The following is a 20760-nucleotide window of genomic DNA, read 5'->3' as shown; positions in this document are numbered from 1 at the left end:
GGACTGCATTCATGACCGTGTTGAAGATGACCGACCTCGACCTGCAAGGTAAGCGCGTACTGATCCGCGAAGACCTCAACGTGCCTGTGAAGGACGGTGTGGTAGCCAGCGACGCGCGTATCCTGGCAGCGCTGCCGACCATCAAGCTGGCCCTCGAGAAGGGTGCGGCGGTAATGGTCTGCTCGCACCTGGGCCGCCCGACCGAAGGCGAGTTCTCGGCCGAGAACAGCCTCAAGCCGGTTGCCGAGTACCTGAGCAAGGCGCTGGGCCGCGAAGTGCCGCTGGTTGCCGACTACCTCGACGGTGTCGAGTTGAAGGCCGGTGAGCTGGTGCTGTTCGAGAACGTGCGCTTCAACAAGGGCGAGAAAAAGAACGCCGACGAGCTGGCGCAGAAGTACGCTGCCCTGTGTGACGTGTTCGTCATGGACGCCTTCGGCACCGCCCACCGCGCCGAAGGTTCCACTCACGGTGTAGCCAAGTTCGCCAAAGTCGCTGCTGCAGGCCCGCTGCTGGCCGCCGAACTGGACGCCCTGGGCAAGGCCCTGAAGGCCCCGGCCAAGCCAATGGCAGCCATCGTTGCCGGTTCCAAGGTATCGACCAAGCTGGACGTACTGAACAGCCTGAGCTCGGTCTGCGACCAGCTGATCGTCGGTGGCGGCATTGCCAACACCTTCCTGGCCGCTGCTGGCCACCCGGTTGGCAAGTCGCTGTACGAGCCTGACCTGGTTGACACCGCCAAGGCCATCGCTGCCAAGGTCAGCGTACCGCTGCCAGTCGACGTGGTAGTTGCCAAGGAGTTCGCCGAGACCGCCGAAGCCACTGTCAAGGCCATCGCCGACGTTGCTGCCGACGACATGATCCTGGACATCGGCCCGCAGACCGCAGCCAACTTCGCCGAACTGCTGAAATCGTCGAAGACCATCCTGTGGAACGGCCCGGTCGGCGTGTTCGAGTTCGACCAATTCGGCAATGGCACCAAGGTGCTGGCCAAGGCCATCGCCGACAGCGCCGCGTTCTCCATCGCCGGTGGTGGTGACACCCTGGCAGCGATCGACAAGTATGGCGTCAGCAAGGAAATCTCCTACATTTCTACCGGTGGCGGTGCCTTCCTCGAGTTCGTCGAAGGCAAGGTCCTGCCAGCCGTGGCAATCCTGGAAGAGCGGGCCAAGGCCTGATGACCTCGGCGCTTGGCAAAGGGAGTGGCCTGATGGTCAAGCAATTGCCTGTGATGATCGTGGCTGGCCTGCTGAGCGCTTGCTCCGGCAGCCCGTCTTCTAATGCCGACGACCCGGCGCAGCCGCCCAAGGGCGGGTGCTACCAGTCCGAATGGCAGGCCGAGACCGTACCGGTGATCAGCAAGCGCGTGGGCCCGGAAGGCCTGGAAAAGTACGACGAAGACCACCAGCGCAAGGCGCCGGGTTGCCCTTGATCGGGTAACAGGCAACCTGAAGGTTGGTTTGTGGTCTTGAAGAAGGGGCCGCTGTGCGGGCCTTTGTGGGCTTGTCCGCGAAGGGCTGCACAGCAGCCCCAAATCGAGGAAACTGAATGAAAGCGCTTTTGGCCGTGACGGCCCTGGCGACACTGGCAGGATGCTCACTGCTGCAGCCGGCGCAACCCGCCCCGGCAGACGACTGGACCCGTTGGGTCTGTGACACCCAGGCCGAAGTGCTGTGGCGCTTCGCCGATACGCAACGTGACCAGGTCGACGTGCGCCTCGGCGGCGGTGACCAGGTCTACCGGCTCAAGGCCGAACCGGGTGCCTCGGGTACGCTGTACAGCGATGGCATGCTGGCCTTCCACACCAAGGGCGAAGAAGGCCTGGTGTACTGGGTGGCGACCAACGACCTGATTGGGCGGGGCTGCAAGGCACCGTGACTGGCCGGGCCGCAACGGTGGCCCACACTACTTGAACAGCAACCGCCCCTGCGGCAGGCTTGCACGAAACAAACGACGCTTGTCGGGAGAGAGATACACAATGGCACTCATTAGCATGCGCCAGATGCTGGACCACGCCGCCGAGTTCGGTTACGGCGTACCAGCTTTCAACGTCAACAACCTCGAGCAGATGCGCGCCATCATGGAAGCGGCCGACAAGACCGACTCCCCGGTGATCGTCCAGGCTTCGGCCGGCGCCCGCAAATACGCTGGCGCGCCGTTCCTGCGCCACCTGATCCTGGCTGCCATCGAAGAGTTCCCGCACATCCCGGTGTGCATGCACCAGGACCACGGTACCAGCCCTGATGTCTGCCAGCGCTCGATCCAGCTGGGCTTCAGCTCGGTGATGATGGACGGCTCGCTGGGTGAAGACGGCAAGACCCCGACCGACTACGAGTACAACGTTCGCGTTACCCAGCAGACCGTTGCCATGGCCCACGCCTGCGGCGTATCGGTGGAAGGTGAGCTGGGTTGCCTGGGTTCGCTGGAAACCGGCATGGCCGGTGAAGAAGACGGCATCGGCGCCGAAGGCGTGCTGGACCACAGCCAAATGCTGACCGACCCGGAAGAAGCCGCCGATTTCGTCAAGAAGACCCAGGTCGACGCCCTGGCGATCGCCATCGGTACCAGCCACGGTGCCTACAAGTTCACCAAGCCACCAACCGGTGACGTGCTGGCCATCGACCGCATCAAGGAAATCCACAAGCGCATCCCCAACACGCACCTGGTGATGCACGGTTCATCCTCGGTACCGCAAGAGTGGCTGGCGATCATCAACCAGTACGGCGGGGACATCAAGGAAACCTACGGTGTGCCGGTCGAAGAGATTGTCGAAGGCATCAAGTACGGCGTGCGCAAGGTCAACATCGACACCGACCTGCGTCTGGCCTCCACCGGTGCCATGCGTCGCCTGATGGCCACCAACCCGAGCGAGTTCGACCCGCGCAAGTTCTTCGGTGAAACCGTCAAGGCCATGCGCGATGTGTGCATCGCCCGTTACGAAGCCTTCGGCACTGCCGGCAATGCCTCGAAGATCAAGCCGATCTCCCTGGAAGGCATGTACCAGCGGTACCTGAAAGGTGAGCTGGCCGCCAAGGTCAACTGATCCACTGGCGACACAAGAAACCCGCAGAAATGCGGGTTTTTTCATTTTCGGGCCGGGGCTGGCATCGGTGGCGGCTTTTGCGCGGGGGGCTTGAAGCATTCAGCACATATTTTCGGCAGACCGACCGTTAGTCGGCTAACGTACAGTTCAGTCATTGATAGCGTTCTGATTGCATTGCGTGTTGCCCGCTCAGGTCTAGAGTATTGAATGGATCCAACCGTATCTTGAAGTCGGTCACATAACAGAGAAGCAGCATGGATGGCGCTCACGCTCAACCACTGCCACTGGATGGCAGCTCGGTTCTTCTGGTAGTAGACGACTACCCCGAGAACCTCATCAGCATGCGGGCCTTGCTGGCCCGGCAGGATTGGCAGGTGCTGACGGCGAGTTCGGGGATGGAAGCCCTGAGCGCGTTGCTCGAGCACGACGTCGACCTGGTCTTGCTCGACGTTCAGATGCCGGAGATGGACGGCTTTGAAGTCGCCCGGCTGATGCGCGGTAGCCAGCGTACCCGGCTGACACCGATCATCTTCCTCACCGCCAACGAACAGTCCGAAGCGGCCGTGCTCAAAGGCTACGCCAGCGGCGCCGTGGACTACATGTTCAAGCCGTTCGACCCGCAAATACTCAAGCCCAAGGTCCAGGCCCTGCTCGACCAGCAGCGCAACCGGCGCATGCTGCAGCGCCTGACTCGCGAGCTGGAGGCGGCCAGGGCGTTCAATGCGTCGATTCTGGAAAATGCCGCCGAAGGCATCCTGGTGCTGGATGCGCAGGGCATCATCAGCTTTGCCAACCCGGCCATCTCCCGTTTGCTGGCGGCATCGGTGCAACAGTTGCGGGGCGTCCACCTGCTCGACCTGGTGCAAATGGCCAATCCCAGCCTGTGGGACGAGTCGGAGTTCTACCAGGCTTACCAAGGACGGCAGATTTACCGCGTGCATGATGCCCAGCTGCGAACCCTGGGCGGCGAACTGGTGCCGGTTGCCTTGTCTTGCGCACCGTTGCCGGCCGATCAGCAGGCCATGGTGGTGACGGTGCTGGACATGTCGGCAGTGCGCAACTTGCACCAGCAACTGGAGTACCAGGCAGTTACCGACCCGCTTACCGGGCTGCTCAACCGCCGAGGCTTCTACCAAGCGGCCGAAGGTGCGCTGCTGCGCAACGAGCGTTCGGACAAGGCGCAGGCGCTGATGTACATGGACCTGGATGGCTTCAAGCGGATCAACGACTCACTGGGCCACGATGCGGGCGACCGGGTGCTGCTATGGGTCGCCGAGCAGCTCAAGGACTGCCTGGGCAGCGAGGCCCTGCTGGCGCGGATGGGCGGCGACGAATTCACCGCATTGTTCGACAGCCTGCCTTACCCCGAGCAGGCTGGGCGTTATGCCGAGCGGTTGCTTGAACGTATATCCATCAGCCATGAGGTAGAAGGGCTGGATGTGTGCCTTGGGGTCAGCATCGGCATCGCTACCTACCCGGACTGCGGCGCCAATGTCGAAGGCTTGCTGCGTGCGGCGGATGCGGCGATGTATGCGGCCAAGCAGGCCGGTCGCCAGCAGTATCGCTTCTACGACCAGGAGCTCAACGGCCGGGCCCGTTCGCGGCTGATGCTTGAAGACAGTGTGCGCGCGGCCATCGAACAGCAGGACTTTACCCTGGTGTATCAGCCGCAGGTGGGTTTCAACGATGGTCGTCTGCGTGGCTTCGAGGCCTTGCTGCGCTGGCAGCACCCGAGTGTCGGCGATGTACCGCCGGGGTTGTTCATTCCGCTGCTGGAGGAGGCGCGGCTGATCAATCGCCTGGCCAGCTGGATTTATCGCCAAGGTGCCGCTCAGCGCCAGGCCTGGTACGACCGGTTCCCGCCGGACCTGGTGCTGGGTATCAGCCTGAGCCGCGCGCAGTTCGTCATGCCTGGCCTGGTCGACGAACTGCAACGGGTTATCCAGCTCTACCAGCTGGAGCCTTCGCAGCTTGAAGTAGAAGTGGCGGAAACCTCGCTGATGTACAACATCGATGCTGCCGTGAAACAGATACACCGCCTGCGCGAGCTGGGGGTGCGGGTAGCCCTGGACGATTTCGGCGCGGGCGACTGCTCGTTGCGCATGCTGCGCGACCTGCCGATCGACACCTTGAAGCTCGACCGCCACCTGGTGGCGCGCCTGCCCGATTCGGCAGTGGATACCGCGCTGGTGCGCAGTGTCATAGGGCTCTGTGCCGACTACTGCATCACAGTGATTGCCGAAGGTGTGGAAACCCCGGTCCAGGCGGCCTGGCTGAGGGCCAATGGTTGTGAATATGTGCAGGGCTTCCTGGTGGCATACCCGATGACGGCAGCGGATGCCAGCGGCTTTCCGGCAATTTTCTCCTGGCCAGGGTCCTGATTGGCTAGAATCGGCATTCGTTACGCCGAAAGCAGCGCCATGACCGTATTACGTTACTTGCAAGCCTACCCTCCGCACCTGCAGGAGCAGGTGCGGCAAATGATCGCCAGCGACCGCCTGGGTGAGTACCTGCAGCGCCGTTACCCCGATCGCCATGACGTGCAAAGCGACAAGGCGTTGTACGGTTATGCCCAGGATTTGCGCCAGCAGTACCTGCGCAGTGCGCCTGGCCTGGACAAGGTGCTGTTTGACAGCCGGCTGGACCTGACGCACCGGGCCTTGGGGCTGAACACGGCGGTCTCCCGGGTGCAGGGTGGCAAACTCAAGGCGAAGAAGGAAATCCGCATTGCCTCGCTGTTCAAGGAGGCCGCGCCACAGTTCTTGCGCATGATCGTGGTACATGAGCTTGCGCACCTGCGCGAGCGCGATCACAACAAGGCGTTCTACCAGCTCTGCCAGCACATGGAGCCGGACTACCACCAACTGGAATTCGACCTGCGCGTCTACCTGACCTACCGGGAGCTGCCGGGCAATCTCTAAGGAACATGCAGCATGGAAGTGAGCAAGACCAAGAGCAGCTTCTACCGCCGGCTGTACGTGGCCTGGCTGATCGACAGCCACACCGCGACCAGTGTGCCCGCCCTGATGGAAGCCACCGGCATGCCGCGGCGTACCGCCCAGGACACCATCGCCGCACTGGCTGATTTGGACATTGTCTGCGAGTTCGAGCAGCAGGAAGGCGCCCGCAACCACGCCGGGCATTACCGCATCCATGACTGGGGCGCGATCGACAAGCAGTGGATCATCCGGCACCTGCGGCAAATCCGCGACGTGCTGGGCTACCCCTGAAATCCTCGGGCCGTTCTGCGGCCCCTGTGAGCTCAGCCCTTGCGCATCCCGATATGCAGCATATCGTTCTCCAGGTATTCCTCACCCACTGGTGTAAACCCATGCTGGGCATAAAACCCCTGTAAGTACGCCAGCGTCGACAGGTACACCGGCGTCCCCGGCCAGCAATGCTCCGCCGCCTCCAAGCCCTTCAGCAGCAGCGGGTGCCCCAGCTTCAGCCCACGCGCTTCAGGCGAGGTCACCATCCGCCCGATCACCACGTCCCCCCCCTGTGACTGCGGGTCGAGCAGGCGCAGGTAGGCCACCAGCTTGTCCTCCTGCCAGGCCATGAGGTGCAGGGTATCGCCGCTCAGGTCCTGGCCATCGAGGTCCTGGTAGGCGCAACGCTGCTCGACCACGAACACTTCAGTGCGCAACCGAAGAATGGCGTAGAGCTGATCCTTGCCGAGGTCGGTGTGATGCTTGCAGAGCCAGTCGATGGACATGGGTGCGAACTCCTTGAATGGGCCCTCGATAATCGCATGCCACATGCGCTTCGGCCAAAATAGAGGCTAAATGACACTATTGGCCGCTGCCCTCGGCAACGGCTTTGTGTAATCTCGTTGGCAGTGTGTGCCCTCTACTGCAAAAGGACGTGAGCATGCGGCCACTGCTTTGTGTTCTGGGTTTGCTGGCAATGATGCTGGCGACACCCGCACCGGGTAACGGCAAGCTACGCCTGGTGGCCGACAACTGGCCGCCGTTTACCGATGCCAGCATGCCGGGCGGCGGCCTGGCGACCAGCATCGTCACCACGGCGCTGGCGCGCGCCGGCTACAGCAGTGGCTATGAAGAGGCGCCTTGGGCGCGGGCGTTGCTGGGGGTGGGGGAAGGGCGCTACGACGTGCTGATCAATGCTTGGTACAACGACGCGCGCGCCAGTTTCGGGCAGTTTTCCAAAGCCTACCTGACCAATCGTATTCGCCTGTTGCAGCGCAAGGGCGAAGTGTTCCGCTACAAGCGTCAGTCTGACCTGTACCCCTATAGCATCGCTGTTGTCCGGGATTACGCCTACTCACCCGAATTCGATGGCGATACCCGCCTTGACAAGGTGCCGGTGCGCAACTTTTCCTCGGCGGTGCGCATGCTGGCGGCAGGGAGGGTCAACCTGGCGGTGGAAGACGAGTACGTGGCCCGCTACAACCTGCAGCGGGAGCCGCAAGCGGTGCGTGATGGCGTAATGCTGGTGGAGCCGCCGCTGGGGGAGAACACCCTGCATATCCTGGTCAGCCTGAAGCATCCTGAGCATGCGCAGATCGTCGAGCGCTTCGAGCAGGCGATTGCGGCGATGAAAGCCGACGGCAGTTATGCGCGGCTGCTGCGCCAGCATGGTTTCTAACCTTTACTACCTGCGATAGGGTCGGGTCAGGCAACACATGACTCAGGCCGGGGCACCCTCTTTGATCAGGTGTGCCGCCAAGGTCCGCAACGGCCCCAACTGCCGGCAAATCAAAGCCAACTGTGTCTGCACCAACCGCTGATGCTCATCCAGTTCTTCCGGCATCTGTTCAAGCGCATTGGCCAGCGCCTCCTCGGCATCGCTGTGAATCGCCACCGGCAGCCGCGCCGCCAGGCCATTGGCAATCTCGTCCAGGCTGCTGGCGATGTTTTGCCCGGCACCTTCGATCAACTGCTCCTGCACCTCAGCCGGTAACGCTGTGTCGCGGTGCGCGCCCAGCCCTGACAGGTAGCTGAGCAAGGTGTGCGAAAGCACCAGGAAGCGGAAGCCTACGTCCGCTTCTTTGCGGAAATGCCCCGGTTCCATCAGCATGTTGGCCAAGGTAGTGGACAGTGCAGCATCAGCGTTATGCGCGTTGCGCCGGGCCAGGCGGTAGGCCAGGTCGTCCCGCTTGCCGTGGGCATATTGCTGCATGATCTGGCGCAGGTACACGCTGGCGCAGGCCAGGGTATTGGCCAGCGCCTTGTTCAGCCGCCGGCCCTGCCAGTCTGGCAGGAACAGGAACACGGCAAGGATCGCGATCAGGCTGCCCACCAGGGTATCGAACAGGCGCGGCAGGAACAGGCCGTAGCCATCGCCTATCTGGTTGAAGCAGAACAAGACCATCAGGGTGATTGCCGCCGTGGCCAGGGTGTAGCGGGTGGTGCGGTTGACGAAGAACACCACCCCGGCGACCACGGCGAACAACGACTGGATGACCGGATTGGGGAACAGGTCGAACAAGGCCCAGCCGACTGTCAGGCCCACTGCGGTACCGAAGATCCGTTGCACCAGCTTGCGCCGGGTTGCACCGTAGTTGGGCTGGCAGACGAATAGCGTGGTGAGGATGATCCAGTAACCCTGCGTGGGGTGGATCAGGTGCACCATGCCGTAGCCGATCGACAGGGCCAGTGGCAGGCGCAAGGCGTGGCGGAACAGCAGCGAGGTCGGTGTGAGCTGAGTCCGCAGGCGCGTCCATACGTCCTTCAGCGAACGTGGCGAGCGGTCGAGCAGGCTGCTGTCGCTGGCATCGGCCAGGCTGTCCGGGTTACTGGCGGCACTCAGCAGGCGGTCCAGTGTCTCCAGGTTGGCGGCCAGCGCCCGCAGTGAGCGCAACAGGCTGCGCCAGGCCGGGTTGCTCTGGATGCGCAGGTGTTCCAGCGAGGCGTTGAGGTCTTCAAGGGCCTCGGGATAACCGCTGGCCAGCACGAACGGCTGGCGCAGACGGATCGAGCGCGCCAGTTCCTGGCAAGATGCACCCTGCTTGCGCAGCAGGCGCTGGCAACGGAACATCACGTCGCTGTGGAAAAATGCCTCGGTCAGGGCGTTGTAGGGGTAGTGCGAGGCACTGACCCGCTCGTGGATATCCTGGGCCAGGAAATACAGCTTGAGGTAGCGGCTGACCTTTGAGTTCGGCTGGCTGTTGCCGACCCGGTGCAGAATGATTTCCTTGGCCGCGTTCAGCGCTGCCACCACCTTGCCGTTCTGCTGAGCCAGTTCCAGGCGCCGGGCCTCGACGTCGAGAGTGCGCACCGGTTCGAACAGGCTGGCCTTGAGCTTGAGGTAGCTGCCCAGTTCGTAAAACAGCTTGGCCAGGCTTTGCTGCACCGGCTGGTTGGAAAACAGTGCCTGCCAAAGTACCGAAAGCAGTCCGTACCACGCCGCGCCTGCTACCAGCAGCAGCGGCTCGTGCCAGAAGTCCGTCACCTGGCCACCGCGCTGGTCCACGCCGATCATGGTGTACACCGCCGTGATCAGTGTCGCTGAGGCAATCGCACCATAGCGCTCGCCCAAGGCGCCGAGCATGGTCAGGCCGAACGCCGCCAAAGCCAGGGCGACGGCGAATATCCAGGGGTAGGGGAACAGCAACTCGACCGCCAGTGCAGCGATGGCGAAACACACCAATGTAACGGCCAGGGCGCTGAGGCGGCCCTGCCAGCTGTCGTCGGTTTCGGCCAGGGCGCTGGCGATGATGCCGAGGAACAGTGGGATCAGCAGGGCCATCTCGTTCTGGTACCAGCACAGGGCCAGGCTGCCGGTGAGGGCGATGGTAACCCTGATGCTGTAGCTGAACTTGTCTTGGCCCCACAGGCGACGCAGTGACTGACGGAACGAGCTCGATGACATGATGGCCTGCTAGGCAGTGAGCGAAGAATGCAATGCAGCACGGGCCAGCAAGAAGCGTTCCGTGCTGCTGAATGGATTCTACTCTACACGAACTGCGCTGCGGCGTTGGCCGATGCCCAGGCCCACTGGAAGTTGAAACCGCCGAGGTGGCCGGTGACATCCAGCACTTCACCGATGAAGTACAGCCCGGGGCTTTTCAGCGATTCCATGGTCTTGGAGGACACTTCGCGGGTATCCACGCCGCCCAAGGTCACTTCGGCGGTGCGGTAGCCTTCGGTGCCGGCCGGTACTACTTGCCAGTTCGCGAGCTTTTCGGCGATGTGTGCCAGTTCCGCCGGGGTGTACTGCTTCATTGGCTTGGACTCGAACCACTGCTCGGCCAGCAAGTTGGCCAGTTTGCGCGTGAACACCTCGCCCAGCACGGTCTTCAGTTCGGCGTTGGCGCGCTCGGCTTGCATCTGTTGCAGCCAGGTCAGCGCATCCCGGTCGGGCAGCAGGTTGATCTCGACCGTGTCACCGGCTTCCCAGAACGACGAGATTTGCAGGATCGCCGGGCCGCTCAGGCCGCGGTGGGTGAACAGCAGGTTCTCGCGGAAGCTGGTGCCGTTGCAGCTGGCGGTGCAGTCCAGCGAGGTGCCGGACAACTCGGTGCAGAGTGCCTTCAGCTGAGGCTCGGTGATGGTGAACGGCACCAGCCCTGCACGGGTTGGCAGCAGGGTATGGCCGAACTGGCGGGCCACCTGGTAGCCGAAGCCGGTGGCGCCAAGGGTGGGGATCGACAGGCCGCCGGTGGCGATCACCAGCGACTGGCAGGCGAACTGGCCGCCGCTGGTCTGCAGCAGGTAGCCGTGCTCGGTTTTTTCAATGTGTTCGATGCTGGTGTGCATGCGGATTTCGGCACCGGCCTCATCGCATTCGGCCAGCAGCATGTCGAGGATGTCGCTGGCCTTGTTGTCACAGAACAGCTGGCCGAGCTTCTTCTCGTGGTAGGCCACGCCGTGCTTGCACACCAGTTCGATGAAGTCCCATTGGGTGTAGCGGGCCAGCGCCGACTTGCAGAAGTGCGCGTTGTGCGAGAGGAAATTGGCCGGCTCGGTGTACATGTTGGTGAAGTTGCAGCGACCGCCGCCGGACATGAGGATCTTCTTGCCTGGCTTGTTGGCGTGGTCGAGCAGCAGTACCCGGCGGCCGCGACGGGCGCTGAGCTGGGCGCACATCAGGCCGGCGGCGCCGGCGCCGAGGATGATCACGTCGGTGGAGTGCACGGTATGAACCTTCAGATTTGAAATGCTGAACCCTGTGTGAGCGGGTAAACCCGCCCCCACAGGACTTTGCCGGACTTTAGATAATGCGGACTTTCAGGGCGCGGCCCTTGATCTTGCCGTTGTTCAGCCGCTGCATGGCCTGCTTGGCCAGCGCGCGCTCCACGGCAACGAACGCCTGGAAGTCGAAGATGGCGATCTTGCCCACCTGCTTGCCCGGAATGCCGGCGTCACCGGTCAGCGCACCCAGAATATCGCCAGGGCGCAGTTTGTCCTTGCGGCCAGCGGCAATGCACAGCGTGGTCATCACTGGCAGCAGCGGTTCACCGCCCTTGTTCTTCAGGCTGTCCAACTGGTCCCAGCGCAGCGGGCTTTTCTGCAGCGCTTCGATAGCCTGGGCACGATGGCCTTCGGCCGGTGCCACCAGGCTGACCGCAACGCCTTTCTCACCGGCACGCCCGGTACGGCCCACGCGGTGTACGTGGATTTCCGCATCACGTGCCAGCTCGACGTTGATGACCATGTCCAGGCCATCGATATCCAGGCCGCGCGCGGCCACATCGGTGGCCACCAGTACCGAGCTGCTGCGGTTGGCGAACATGGTCAGCACCTGGTCACGGTCGCGTTGCTCCAGGTCGCCGTGCAGCGCCTGGGCGACGATGCCCTTGGCGGTCAGGTGGGCTACCACGTCCTCGCACTGCTGCTTGGTGAAGCAGAAGGCTACGCACGACTGCGGGCGATAGTGGCCCAGCACCCGGGTAACGGCTTCCAGGCGCTGCTGCGGATCGATCTCGATGAAGCGCTGCTCGATCTGGTTGTCGGTGTGCAGGCTCTCGACCTTGACCTGCTGCGGGTTGCGCATGAAGTCGCTGGCCAGTTGCTTGATGCTGGCCGGGTAGGTGGCCGAGAACAGCAGGGTCTGGCGTCGCGACGGGGTCTTGCCGATGATGCTGGCGATGGCGTCGAAGAAGCCCATGTCGAGCATGCGGTCGGCTTCGTCGAGCACCAGGGTGTTCAGGCCGTCGAGCACCAGTGTGCCCTTGTCCAGGTGCTGCTGGATGCGCCCTGGGGTGCCGACGATGATGTGCGCACCATGCTCCAGCGAAGCGATCTGTGGGCCCAGCGAAACACCACCGCACAGGGTCAGGATCTTGATGTTGTCCTCGGCGCGAGCCAGGCGGCGCAGCTCCTTGGCAACCTGGTCGGCCAGTTCGCGGGTAGGGCACAGTACCAGCGCCTGGCAGCCGAAGTAGCGTGGGTTGATCGGGTTGAGCAGGCCGATGCCGAAGGCGGCGGTCTTGCCGCTGCCGGTCTTGGCCTGGGCAATCAGGTCCTGGCCCTTGAGGATGACCGGCAGGCTCTGCGCCTGGATCGGCGTCATCGAGGCATAGCCGAGGGCGTCCAGGTTGGCCAGCATGGCAGTGGACAGCGGCAAGGTGGCAAAGGCGGTGGATTCGGTGGTCACGAGGCGGGCCTGCGGTGCGAAGCGAAAAATGCCGCATAGTCTACCAGCCTCGTGGCCATTCGCCCTAAGACTCCATGTGTTGTTCCGGACGACGGGCACGCCTTCCGTCCGTCGGTGCCAGCTGCAGGAAGATCGCCGCTGCCAGCATGGCCATGATGCCGATGGTAACGAAGGTCAGCTGGAACGCTCCCAGCGTGGACTCTACGCCCTCGGCGCTGCCGGCGGCGGTGAAACCGCCGAGCAGGGCCCCGGCACAGGCCACGCCCAGGCTCAGCGACAGCTGCGCGACCACCGACAGCAGGCTGTTGCCACTGCTGGCGCTGGCGTCGTCGAGGTCGATCAAAGTGACCGTGTTCATCGCCGTGAACTGCATCGAGTTGACCGCACCCAGCAGGCCCAGCTGCACCAGCAGCACGGCATAGGGCGTCTGCTCGTCAACCAGGCCGAGGCTGGCCAGGAGCAGGCCCAGCAGCAAGGTATTGCTGGTGAGGATGATACGGTAGCCAAAGCGTTCGATCAGCGGCCGGGCGATGGACTTGGCCACCATCGCCGCCGCGGCCAGCGGGATCATGCTCATGCCGGCCTCGGCCGGCGAGTAACCCAACGCTACCTGCAGCAGTAACGGTACCAGGAACGGCAGCGCGCCACTGCCCAGGCGCGAGAACAGGTTGCCGAGGATGCCGATGGCAAAGGTACGCACACGGAACAGACTGGGCGAGAACAGCGGTTCCGGGTCGCGTCCGGCGCGCAGCCAGTAGGCGGCCAGGCACGCCATGCCGGCGAACAGCAGCAACATCACCCGCAGGTGCGGCAGGTGCAGCTCGCCCAGGCCCTCCATGGCAATGGTGATCAGCACCATCGCGGCGCCAAACAGCAGGAAGCCTGGGGTATCGAAACGGGTACGTTCGGCGCCGCGCAGGTCGGGGATGAACTTCCACACGGCGTAGCAGCCGATCAGGCCGACGGGCAGGTTGAGCAGGAAGATCCAGTGCCAGCTGAGAATTTCCACCAGCCAGCCGCCAACCGTCGGCCCCAGCAGCGGCCCCAGCAGGCCGGGGATGGTGATGAAACTCATGATGCGCACCAGTTCGGTGCGTGGGTAGGCGCGCAGCACCACCAGTCGCCCGACCGGCAGCATCAGGGCGCCGCCCAGGCCCTGCACCACGCGGGCAAAAATCAGGAAACCGAGGCTGTTGGCGGCGGCGCACAGCAGCGAGCCGAAGCTGAACAACAGGATGGCGCTGAAGAAGATGCGCTTGGTGCCAAAACGGTCGGCGATCCAGCCTGAGGCGGGGATCAGCAGGGCCACGGTGAGCATGTAGGCAATGATCACGCCCTGCATGCGCAGCGGGTCTTCGGCCAGCGAACGGGCCATGGCTGGCAGCGCCGTGTTGAGGATGGTGCCATCCAGGGATTGCATGAAGAAAGCGATGGCCACCACCCAGGGGATCCAGCGGGCGGTGACGGGGTCCAGCGGTGCACGATCAGGCATGACGTCCTCTTTTGTCTGTGCCAGCCTCTTCGCGGGGCAAGCCCGCTCCCACAGGATCGCTACTGCCCCCTGATGGGGTGACATCTCTGTGGGCGCGGGCTTGCCCCGCGAAAGGGCCGGTAATGCCAATCACAATGTCAGGGTCAGGCCTTTGACCAATGCCCCCGGCAGATGGCTCGACCCGGTACTGCGCTGTCCATAAGTACTGGTCGACAAAATCATCTCGCGCTCCTGGGTCAGGTCCTCCAGCTGGCTACCCAGCAAGCTGTACAGGCTGTCATCGAAGCGCATGGTGCTCACCGGCCCCTGGATCAGCCCGTTCTCCACCCAGAAGGTAGCAAAGCGGGTAAGCCCGGTCATGCGTGCTGCCGGCAGGTCCGAGTAGTTCAGGTACCACAAGTTGCTGATGTACAGCCCGGTGCCAAGCCGCTGCAGGATCTGCTCGGTGGGCAAACTACCCGGCGCCAGGCTGAGCGCGCAAGGCGACTCGTAGCTGTCGGCGCCATTGGCCAGCAGCCCGAATTCGACCGCACTGCGCGCACTGATCAGCCGTTGCAACGCCTCTCCTTGCTGAATCAATGGCACATCCAGGCGCGGCGAGCCTTCATCGGAAAACGCCGGGCTAAGCGAGCCGCTGACCTGCTCGGTGAAACTTACCAGAGGGCTTAACCGTGCATCGCCGTTATACAGGCGCTGCAAGGCGCTGTTGCCGGTTGCGAGGGCCTGTGCGGAAAAACCGCCCCAGCACAGCATGCCGGCGATTTCGTCCATGGCCGCAGGCGCCAGGTAGGCGCGGTAGCTGCCGGGTTTGAGGGTGACAGCCGGGCGACCGAGGAAGCCTAGCTGTTCACGTGCCTGGCGCAGGCGCTCGGTGAAGTCGTCGGCGCTCCACAGCTGGCCGGCATAGTTGGCCTTCACCGCCTGGCCGTTTTCGTGGAACAGGCTCCAGTCAAAGTTGAAGCTGTTGGCCTGGTGCCAGCCGAAAGCGCCGAACGAGCTGGCGAAGCCCCGGCAGATCGGGCCAGCGGCGTAGATACCGACCAGGTCCAGGTCACCGGCTTCACGCTCCAGCAGTGCCAGCACTTCGTTCAGGTCTGGCAGCGGCTGCGTCTGCTGGCTGTAGCTGTGCCAGGCGCTCTCGTCCAGGCGCAGGTAAGGGTCGACGGCGAGTAGCGGCAGTGTCTGGCGCAGCTGCTTCAGGGCATCCGCCAGGCGTTGGCGATCCAGCTGCGCATCGCCACTCAAGGTCACTTGCTGTTCGGCCTGGCGGCCATCGTGGATCAGGCGCAACTGCACGCTGGCCTGGCTCACTTCGCCGGCCTGGCGCACCTTGGCGTGGTTGAAACGCACGAATTGCGACTGCTCGGCACTGTAGCCCAGGGTGAACTGCTCGCCCGCTTGCAGGGCGGCGCGCACATCCCCGACCAGGGTTTCGAAAGCCTGTTTCATCATGCATCTCCTCCGAATACGTCAATCTGGCGGAACACACAGGCCGGCGAGGCGTGGCCGACCCGTACCACCTGATTGGGTTCGCCCTTGCCACAGTTGGGCGTGCCCAGCACCTGGAAGGTACTGCGGTCGCCGACCGCCGAGAGGTTGCGCCAGAACTGCGCGGAGATACCACGGTAGTTTGGGTTCTTGACGATGCCCTTGAGCTGGCCGTTCTCGATCAACTGGCCCCATTCGCAGCCGAACTGGAACTTGTTGCGCGCATCGTCGATGGACCAGGAACGATTGGTACGCATCAGGATGCCGTGCTCGATGCCTCCGATCAGTTGCTCGAGAGACTGGTCGCCCGGCTCGATGTTGAGGTTGGCCATGCGGTCGATCGGTGCCCGGTTCCAGCCGCAGGCGCGGCTGTTGGCCACGCCGTCCAGGCCGGAGCGGAACTGCGACAGCGCCCCGCCCAGCGGGCGCAGCAGCAGGCCGTCGCGAATCAGGAACTGCTTGCTGGCTGCACTCCCGTCGTCATCGAAGCTGTAGCTGGCCAGCTCTTCGCCGATGGTTGGGTCGAAGGTCACGTTGAGCAGGCTGGAGCCGTACTGCAGGTGGCCAAAGTCGCTGGCCTGGACGAAGCTGGTGCCAGCGTAGTTGCGTTCATCACCGAGAATGCGGTCCATCTCAAGTGGGTGACCGATGGATTCGTGGATCTGCAGCATCATCTGGTCGGGCATCAACAGCAGGTCGCGTGGGCCACTGGGGGTGTTCGGTGCCAGCAGCAACTGCAGCGCCTCGTCGGCTACCCGGGTGGCCGCGCCGACCAGGCCACAGCGCTCGATGATCTCGAAACCACCCTGCTGGCCGAAGTTGTCACGGCCCAGGCTGCGGCTCTGGCTGTCTTGGCCATCGCTGGCCGTTACGCCAAGGCCTGGGAACAGAAAGCGTTGGGCATGGCGCAGTTCGGCGCCGGCCGAGTTGAGGTAGGTTTGCTCGACCAGGCTCAGCCCCAGGCTGGCCTGCCAGTCCACCAGGCGGCTGTCCTTGGGCACGCTGGCCGATTCGGCGGCGAGCAGGCCAAGGCAGTCGGCGAGGCTGGGTACGGGTTGGTCGAAGTTGGGCGAAACATGGTCGTGGCGTGCGCTGGGCACGGTTTGTTCGCGCAGGTCCAACAGGCTGTGCCGGGCGATCTGCCGGGCCAGCGTCTCGGCTTGCTCCAGGGCGCGCTGCAATCCAGCCTGGGACAGGTCTGCGGTGGCCGCGTAGGCCTCCACGCCATTGATCCGCACGGTGAGCATGGCGCCTTCGTCCTGGCTGAAGCAGGGCGGTTCGGCGACATTGCGGCGAACCGACAGCGCCTGGTGCGACTGTTTCACATGGCGCAGGGAAAACAACTCGGCCGTACTGCGCAGCGCGGCGAAGCGCTGGCGCAGCAGGGCGCTGGAATCGAACATGCGGAAGCCTCCGTGTACACGGTGGCTCCCCCTTAGAACCACTCGTCCTGCATGGTGAGGCAAGTGTCGTCGCGCGCCTCTAGCAATGCCAGGTCATTATGGCAGCCCGGTACTTCCCAGGTCAGGAAATAACGCGCGGCTTGCAGCTTGCCGAGGAGGCTTGCGCCCCTTCACCCTATAGAATAAAGAAAAATCCTACAGACCATTAGGAAATGGTTGGCAGATTTTTTGTGTAGGTGTGGAGCCTGATGGTTTTTTTAATCGACTGGTGTCCACATGAAGCGTCTTATCCCCCGTCAGCGCGCGAAACATTATTCTTGGTACGGTTTTGAAAACCCTTTCTTTGCTGTTGCTGAGGTAGACAGCGCGTTGTCTAGGCCTTACGACTTGCCAGGGTTGCATGACTTGATCCACGAATGTGGTTCGTCGAGTGGAGAGTGCCGTCGTGAATACCCTAGGCGTGCTATTTTGAAAAAAGTGAGAGACGGCGACTGGTTGCTGGCTTGTTCTAGACCGTTTAGTCCGTTCACACCAGAGGCTGCTTTGTGGCCTGTCCTGCCCGCTCGTGGAGACGGCCGCATTGAGGGGGAAGTAAAGAGCGAGTCTTCACAGGTTGATGTGTTTGTGTTGCAGCAAGTAGTAGGTGCAGGGCCTGGAAAGTGGGTGTTGAAAGATATTGACCATGATGCGCTAAGGAATGCCTTTACGATCCTGGCAAACAGGAGCGGCACGATTGCCAATGAAGGGAGTGTCATCTTCTCAGAGGGTAAGGATTGGGCAAATACAAGTCGAACGCTCACGCATGAATGGGTTAGGTTGAGCGTTGACGAGAAGCATTTTGAATCAGGTTCGGCGATCCATCGATACGGCGACTCTAAGAAGACTGTTCAAAAGTACGTGGAGTCAGCCGACCACTGGGCGGTAACAGGTCAGTCCTGGCATTGGATTCCGGCAACCCCTAATGTGATTTTCGAACGGAGGAAGTAAATGAATCCGTTGGCAGCAAGCAAGTACGTTTGGTGGGGGTGGGGCGGGCTAGACGCTCTTTTTCTTATGAGTTACATGCTGAGGAGTTTGTGGGAGGGTAAGCTTCCTTTCTACGCGGATGCGATTAGCGCATTGAATATGATCGAAGATCATGGCAGCTATGCGGCTGTATTTATAGTGCTGGGTTGGATGTTGCAGTTATCTTTTTTTGTAAGTTGTATATTGCTTTTTCGTCAAAGTAGATGGGGCTGGCGACTGGTTTGGTTACAGTTGCCATTCAGGCTGCTGTTCTTTGTTCCCTCTGCTTCAGTGCTGTTCACTTATATGGGCTTTCATTTTTCTGCGGGTTCGGTTGCGTTTGTTCTTCTCATGGTTGCTTCTGAGCTTGCGAAAGTCTGGAGTCTGTGGTTTTTCAAAGACAGGGCAGTGCCCGTTGCAGGTATGGGTTGAAGTCTGCGGGCTAATTCCATATTTCGGGTGATGAAGACGAACGTTGGGGAAGTTAGGTATAGCAGCCGGCTGCGAGGACTGGGGTCGTGCACCCGGAGACCTCCGCTCACACGGAGGCTATCCCTTAAAACCATTCGTCTTGCATGCCTATGCAGGTATCGTCGCGCGCCTCTAGCAATGCCAGGTCATTATGGCAGCCTGGTACTTCCCAGGTCAGGAAATAACGTGCGGCTTGCAGCTTGCCGAGGTAGAAGTCGCGATCAGCAGCGATGCCCTTGAGCAGCCCTAGTTCGGCGTGAACCGCCTGTTCCAGCCAACGCCAGCCGATTACACAGTGGCCGAAGGCCTTGAGGTACAGAGCCGAATTGGCCAGGGCGCCGGAGACTTTGCCTTGGGCCAGGTCGCCGAGCAGGGTCAGGGTAACGCCTTGCAGGCGGTTGACCAGTTGCTCCAGCGGCTGGCGCAGTGGGTCGAGTTCAGGGTGGTGGCTTGCACGCTCGCCGGTTGTGGCGATCAGGCGGATCAGTTGCTTGAGCCCGGCACCTTGGTTCTGGGCCAGTTTACGACCGAGCAAGTCGAGCGACTGGATGCCTTCGGTACCCTCGTGGATCGGGTTCAGGCGGTTGTCCCGGTAGTACTGCTCTACCGGGTATTCGCGGGTGTAGCCGTGACCACCGAGAATCTGGATTGCCAGTTCATTGGCCTTGAGGCAGAACGTCGAAGGCCAGGATTTGACGACCGGGGTCAGCAGGTCGAGCAGCGCCTGCGCTTGGTTGCGCGACGTTTCGTTGTCGGCGGTCTGGGTATCGTCGAACAGGCGCGCTGCGTACAGGCCCAGGTCGAAGGCGCCTTCTACATAAGCCTTTTGTGCCAGCAGCATTCGTTTCACATCGGTGTGCGCGATGATCGGTACTGCCGGGCTGAGCGGGTCTTTGCTGTCCGGCAGCCGCCCTTGCGGTCGCTGGCGGGCGTACTCCAGCGAATACAGGTAGCCGGCGTAACCGAGCATGACCGCGCCCATGCCAACGCCGATACGTGCTTCGTTCATCATCTGGAACATGCAGGCCAGGCCTTGGTGCGGCTGGCCGACCAGGTACCCGACGCACTGGCCGTTGTCGCCGAAGTTCAGGGCTGTGGAGGTAGTGCCGCGCCAGCCCATTTTGTGGAACAGCCCGGCCAGCAGCACATCGTTGCGCGGGCCACGGCTGCCGTCCGGGTTGACGTGGTACTTGGGCACGATGAACAGCGAGATGCCTTTAACGCCGGGCGGTGCGTCGGGCAGCTTGGCCAAGACCATGTGCACGATATTTTCCGACAGCTCGTGATCGCCGCCTGAGATGAAAATCTTGTTGCCCTTGAGTCGGTAACTGCCGTCCGCTGCAGGTTCGGCGCGGGTGCGGATGTCGGCCAGCGACGAGCCAGCGTGGGGCTCGGTCAGGGCCATTGTGCCAAAGTAGCGGCCATCGATCATTGGCTGTAGGAACAGGCGTTTCTGTTCCTGTGTGCCGAAACTCTCGATCAGGTTGGCGGCGCCCATGGTCAGGAACGGGTAGGCCGTGGTGCCGGCGTTGGCTGCCTGGAAGTGCGCGAAGCAGGCTTGCGAGACCAGGCTGGGCAGCTGCATGCCGCCGACCTCGAAGTCCCGGTTGGCGTTCAGGAAGCCGGCTTCGAGGAAGGCGTCGACGGCGGGCTTCACTTCGGGGATCAGTTCGGCGCGGCCGTTCACGTAGCGCGGCTCGTTCTCGTCGGCCTTGCGGTTGTGCGGGGCGAAAAACTTTTCGGCGATGGTGCGGGCGGTAGACAGTGCCGCGTCGAAGGTTTCCCGACTGTGTTCGGCGAAGCGCGGGCGTTGGGTGAGGGCTTCGGCGTTAAGCACTTCGTAGAGCTCGAAGGCCAGGTTGCGGGGGCTGAGCAGGGTCTCGGGCATGGTGGCGGTCCTGAGGCGGGATGCTGCGAGTGTAGGGAATCGGGTGGGTGGGGGGGAGGTTAATAGGTTTGGGTGATATGGGTTTAGAACGCGTGTGGCATACAGGTGCTTGCCTTGATTTTTGGTGCGCCTGTGAGACCGAGCGCCGCCCGCGCGGCGCATCGCGAGCTGCGCTCGCTCCTACGCTTGTTTCGGGCCAGTCACGCCTGTGACAGGCGCGCGCGACCGCCTTGTTCATACGACGCGATATTGCGCCATGCGCCAAGGCGTTCGCGCGCAAATCCCACAGGCATAATTGGCCCGAAACGAGCGTAGGAGCGAGCGCAGCTCGCGATGCGCCGCGCGGGCGGCGCTCGGTCTCACAGGCGCCGATAATGTTGTGCCGAACACCTCTCAGCCCAAACCCAATCCC

Annotated in this window: 18 protein-coding genes and 1 pseudogene; 10 read left to right on the top strand and 9 right to left on the bottom strand. The window is 62.6% G+C overall.

From position 1 onward, the window contains the following. The first annotated feature begins 11 nt into the window (after positions 1 to 11). The 7 genes from OO258_RS21565 (at position 12) to OO258_RS21535 (ending at position 6270) form a co-directional block, all read left to right on the top strand. Positions 12 to 1175, top strand: a complete 1164-nt coding sequence (locus OO258_RS21565) for a phosphoglycerate kinase (protein WP_110746583.1) — start codon at positions 12 to 14, stop codon at positions 1173 to 1175. Then, positions 1175 to 1429, top strand: a complete 255-nt coding sequence (locus tag OO258_RS21560) for a hypothetical protein (RefSeq protein ID WP_110746585.1) — start codon at positions 1175 to 1177, stop codon at positions 1427 to 1429. Before OO258_RS21565 ends, OO258_RS21560 begins: the two co-directional genes overlap by 1 nt. A gap of 116 nt (positions 1430 to 1545) precedes the next feature. After that, positions 1546 to 1875 carry an MliC family protein gene (locus tag OO258_RS21555; protein WP_266032369.1) on the top strand — a complete coding sequence of 110 codons (330 nt, stop codon included), beginning with the start codon at positions 1546 to 1548 and terminating at the stop codon, positions 1873 to 1875. Positions 1876 to 1975: 100 nt separating this feature from the next. Further along, on the top strand, positions 1976 to 3040 hold the full coding sequence (gene fba / locus OO258_RS21550) for a class II fructose-bisphosphate aldolase (protein WP_012274520.1): 1065 nt from the start codon (positions 1976 to 1978) through the stop codon (positions 3038 to 3040). A gap of 254 nt (positions 3041 to 3294) precedes the next feature. Then, positions 3295 to 5421, top strand: coding sequence for a putative bifunctional diguanylate cyclase/phosphodiesterase (locus OO258_RS21545; protein ID WP_266032368.1), 2127 nt, complete (start codon positions 3295 to 3297; stop codon positions 5419 to 5421). Between the two features lie 39 nt (positions 5422 to 5460). Beyond that, positions 5461 to 5961 carry a M48 family metallopeptidase gene (locus OO258_RS21540; RefSeq protein ID WP_266032367.1) on the top strand — a complete coding sequence of 167 codons (501 nt, stop codon included), beginning with the start codon at positions 5461 to 5463 and terminating at the stop codon, positions 5959 to 5961. Positions 5962 to 5973: 12 nt separating this feature from the next. After that, complete coding sequence (locus OO258_RS21535; protein WP_110746596.1) at positions 5974 to 6270, top strand: winged helix-turn-helix domain-containing protein; 297 nt, start codon at positions 5974 to 5976, stop codon at positions 6268 to 6270. 32 nt (positions 6271 to 6302) lie between these two features. On the opposite strand, the gene OO258_RS21530 is transcribed toward OO258_RS21535, so the two are convergent. Continuing rightward, entirely contained in the window at positions 6303 to 6755 is a 453-nt protein-coding gene (locus OO258_RS21530) for a GNAT family N-acetyltransferase (protein WP_266032366.1), read from the bottom strand. 155 nt (positions 6756 to 6910) lie between these two features. Between OO258_RS21530 and OO258_RS21525 the strand changes: the two genes are divergently transcribed. Beyond that, positions 6911 to 7648, top strand: coding sequence for a substrate-binding periplasmic protein (locus OO258_RS21525; protein WP_266032365.1), 738 nt, complete (start codon positions 6911 to 6913; stop codon positions 7646 to 7648). 42 nt (positions 7649 to 7690) lie between these two features. Here the strand turns inward: OO258_RS21525 and yccS are convergent, their stop codons facing one another. From yccS to OO258_RS27760, 7 genes and pseudogenes are all read right to left on the bottom strand, one after another. After that, the gene (gene yccS, locus OO258_RS21520; RefSeq protein WP_266032364.1) at positions 7691 to 9874 is read right to left on the bottom strand and encodes a YccS family putative transporter; all 2184 of its coding nucleotides are present in this window, start codon (positions 9872 to 9874) and stop codon (positions 7691 to 7693) included. Between the two features lie 83 nt (positions 9875 to 9957). After that, positions 9958 to 11139, bottom strand: a complete 1182-nt coding sequence (locus OO258_RS21515) for an NAD(P)/FAD-dependent oxidoreductase (protein WP_110746604.1) — start codon at positions 11137 to 11139, stop codon at positions 9958 to 9960. Between the two features lie 76 nt (positions 11140 to 11215). After that, on the bottom strand, positions 11216 to 12553 hold the full coding sequence (gene dbpA, locus OO258_RS21510) for an ATP-dependent RNA helicase DbpA (RefSeq protein WP_266032453.1): 1338 nt from the start codon (positions 12551 to 12553) through the stop codon (positions 11216 to 11218). Positions 12554 to 12665: 112 nt separating this feature from the next. Beyond that, positions 12666 to 14093: a multidrug transporter subunit MdtD gene (gene mdtD, locus OO258_RS21505; RefSeq protein ID WP_110746609.1), complete on the bottom strand. Its 1428-nt coding sequence runs from the start codon at positions 14091 to 14093 to the stop codon at positions 12666 to 12668. Between the two features lie 129 nt (positions 14094 to 14222). Further along, entirely contained in the window at positions 14223 to 15542 is a 1320-nt protein-coding gene (locus tag OO258_RS21500; RefSeq protein WP_266032363.1) for a TldD/PmbA family protein, read from the bottom strand. After that, positions 15542 to 16984 (bottom strand): TldD/PmbA family protein, encoded by a 1443-nt coding sequence (locus OO258_RS21495; RefSeq protein ID WP_266032362.1) that lies wholly within the window; start codon positions 16982 to 16984, stop codon positions 15542 to 15544. The genes OO258_RS21500 and OO258_RS21495 overlap by 1 nt, the downstream gene beginning before the upstream one ends. 32 nt (positions 16985 to 17016) lie before the next feature. Beyond that, positions 17017 to 17136, bottom strand: a pseudogene (locus OO258_RS27760) (hypothetical protein); the annotation flags it as partial. Between the two features lie 124 nt (positions 17137 to 17260). Between OO258_RS27760 and OO258_RS21490 the strand changes: the two are divergent. Together OO258_RS21490 and OO258_RS21485 are read left to right on the top strand one after the other, a co-directional pair. Further along, positions 17261 to 17971: a hypothetical protein gene (locus OO258_RS21490; protein ID WP_266032361.1), complete on the top strand. Its 711-nt coding sequence runs from the start codon at positions 17261 to 17263 to the stop codon at positions 17969 to 17971. After that, positions 17972 to 18421 carry a hypothetical protein gene (locus OO258_RS21485; protein ID WP_266032360.1) on the top strand — a complete coding sequence of 150 codons (450 nt, stop codon included), beginning with the start codon at positions 17972 to 17974 and terminating at the stop codon, positions 18419 to 18421. 124 nt (positions 18422 to 18545) lie between these two features. Here OO258_RS21485 and OO258_RS21480 read toward each other — a convergent pair whose 3' ends face one another. Further along, positions 18546 to 20348: an acyl-CoA dehydrogenase gene (locus OO258_RS21480; RefSeq protein ID WP_266032359.1), complete on the bottom strand. Its 1803-nt coding sequence runs from the start codon at positions 20346 to 20348 to the stop codon at positions 18546 to 18548. Positions 20349 to 20760 lie beyond the last annotated feature (412 nt).

The organism is Pseudomonas sp. DCB_BI (assembly GCF_026240995.1).
GTDB lineage: Bacteria > Pseudomonadota > Gammaproteobacteria > Pseudomonadales > Pseudomonadaceae > Aquipseudomonas.
This window is presented reverse-complemented; position numbering and strand designations above follow the sequence as displayed.

Excerpts from the sequence above, each read along its gene's own strand:
- OO258_RS21565 (WP_110746583.1), top strand. The coding sequence starts at position 12 with ATGACCGTGTTGAAGATGACCGACCTCGACCTGCAAGGTAAGCGCGTA.
- OO258_RS21535 (WP_110746596.1), top strand. The coding sequence starts at position 5,974 with ATGGAAGTGAGCAAGACCAAGAGCAGCTTCTACCGCCGGCTGTACGTG.
- OO258_RS21480 (WP_266032359.1), bottom strand. The coding sequence starts at position 20,348 with ATGCCCGAGACCCTGCTCAGCCCCCGCAACCTGGCCTTCGAGCTCTAC.
- OO258_RS21490 (WP_266032361.1), top strand. The coding sequence starts at position 17,261 with ATGAAGCGTCTTATCCCCCGTCAGCGCGCGAAACATTATTCTTGGTAC.
- OO258_RS21525 (WP_266032365.1), top strand. The coding sequence starts at position 6,911 with ATGCGGCCACTGCTTTGTGTTCTGGGTTTGCTGGCAATGATGCTGGCG.
- OO258_RS21485 (WP_266032360.1), top strand. The coding sequence starts at position 17,972 with ATGAATCCGTTGGCAGCAAGCAAGTACGTTTGGTGGGGGTGGGGCGGG.
- OO258_RS21495 (WP_266032362.1), bottom strand. The coding sequence starts at position 16,984 with ATGTTCGATTCCAGCGCCCTGCTGCGCCAGCGCTTCGCCGCGCTGCGC.
- yccS (WP_266032364.1), bottom strand. The coding sequence starts at position 9,874 with ATGTCATCGAGCTCGTTCCGTCAGTCACTGCGTCGCCTGTGGGGCCAA.
- mdtD (WP_110746609.1), bottom strand. The coding sequence starts at position 14,093 with ATGCCTGATCGTGCACCGCTGGACCCCGTCACCGCCCGCTGGATCCCC.
- OO258_RS21560 (WP_110746585.1), top strand. The coding sequence starts at position 1,175 with ATGACCTCGGCGCTTGGCAAAGGGAGTGGCCTGATGGTCAAGCAATTG.
- OO258_RS21545 (WP_266032368.1), top strand. The coding sequence starts at position 3,295 with ATGGATGGCGCTCACGCTCAACCACTGCCACTGGATGGCAGCTCGGTT.
- OO258_RS21555 (WP_266032369.1), top strand. The coding sequence starts at position 1,546 with ATGAAAGCGCTTTTGGCCGTGACGGCCCTGGCGACACTGGCAGGATGC.
- dbpA (WP_266032453.1), bottom strand. The coding sequence starts at position 12,553 with ATGCTGGCCAACCTGGACGCCCTCGGCTATGCCTCGATGACGCCGATC.
- OO258_RS21500 (WP_266032363.1), bottom strand. The coding sequence starts at position 15,542 with ATGAAACAGGCTTTCGAAACCCTGGTCGGGGATGTGCGCGCCGCCCTG.
- OO258_RS21540 (WP_266032367.1), top strand. The coding sequence starts at position 5,461 with ATGACCGTATTACGTTACTTGCAAGCCTACCCTCCGCACCTGCAGGAG.
- OO258_RS21530 (WP_266032366.1), bottom strand. The coding sequence starts at position 6,755 with ATGTCCATCGACTGGCTCTGCAAGCATCACACCGACCTCGGCAAGGAT.
- fba (WP_012274520.1), top strand. The coding sequence starts at position 1,976 with ATGGCACTCATTAGCATGCGCCAGATGCTGGACCACGCCGCCGAGTTC.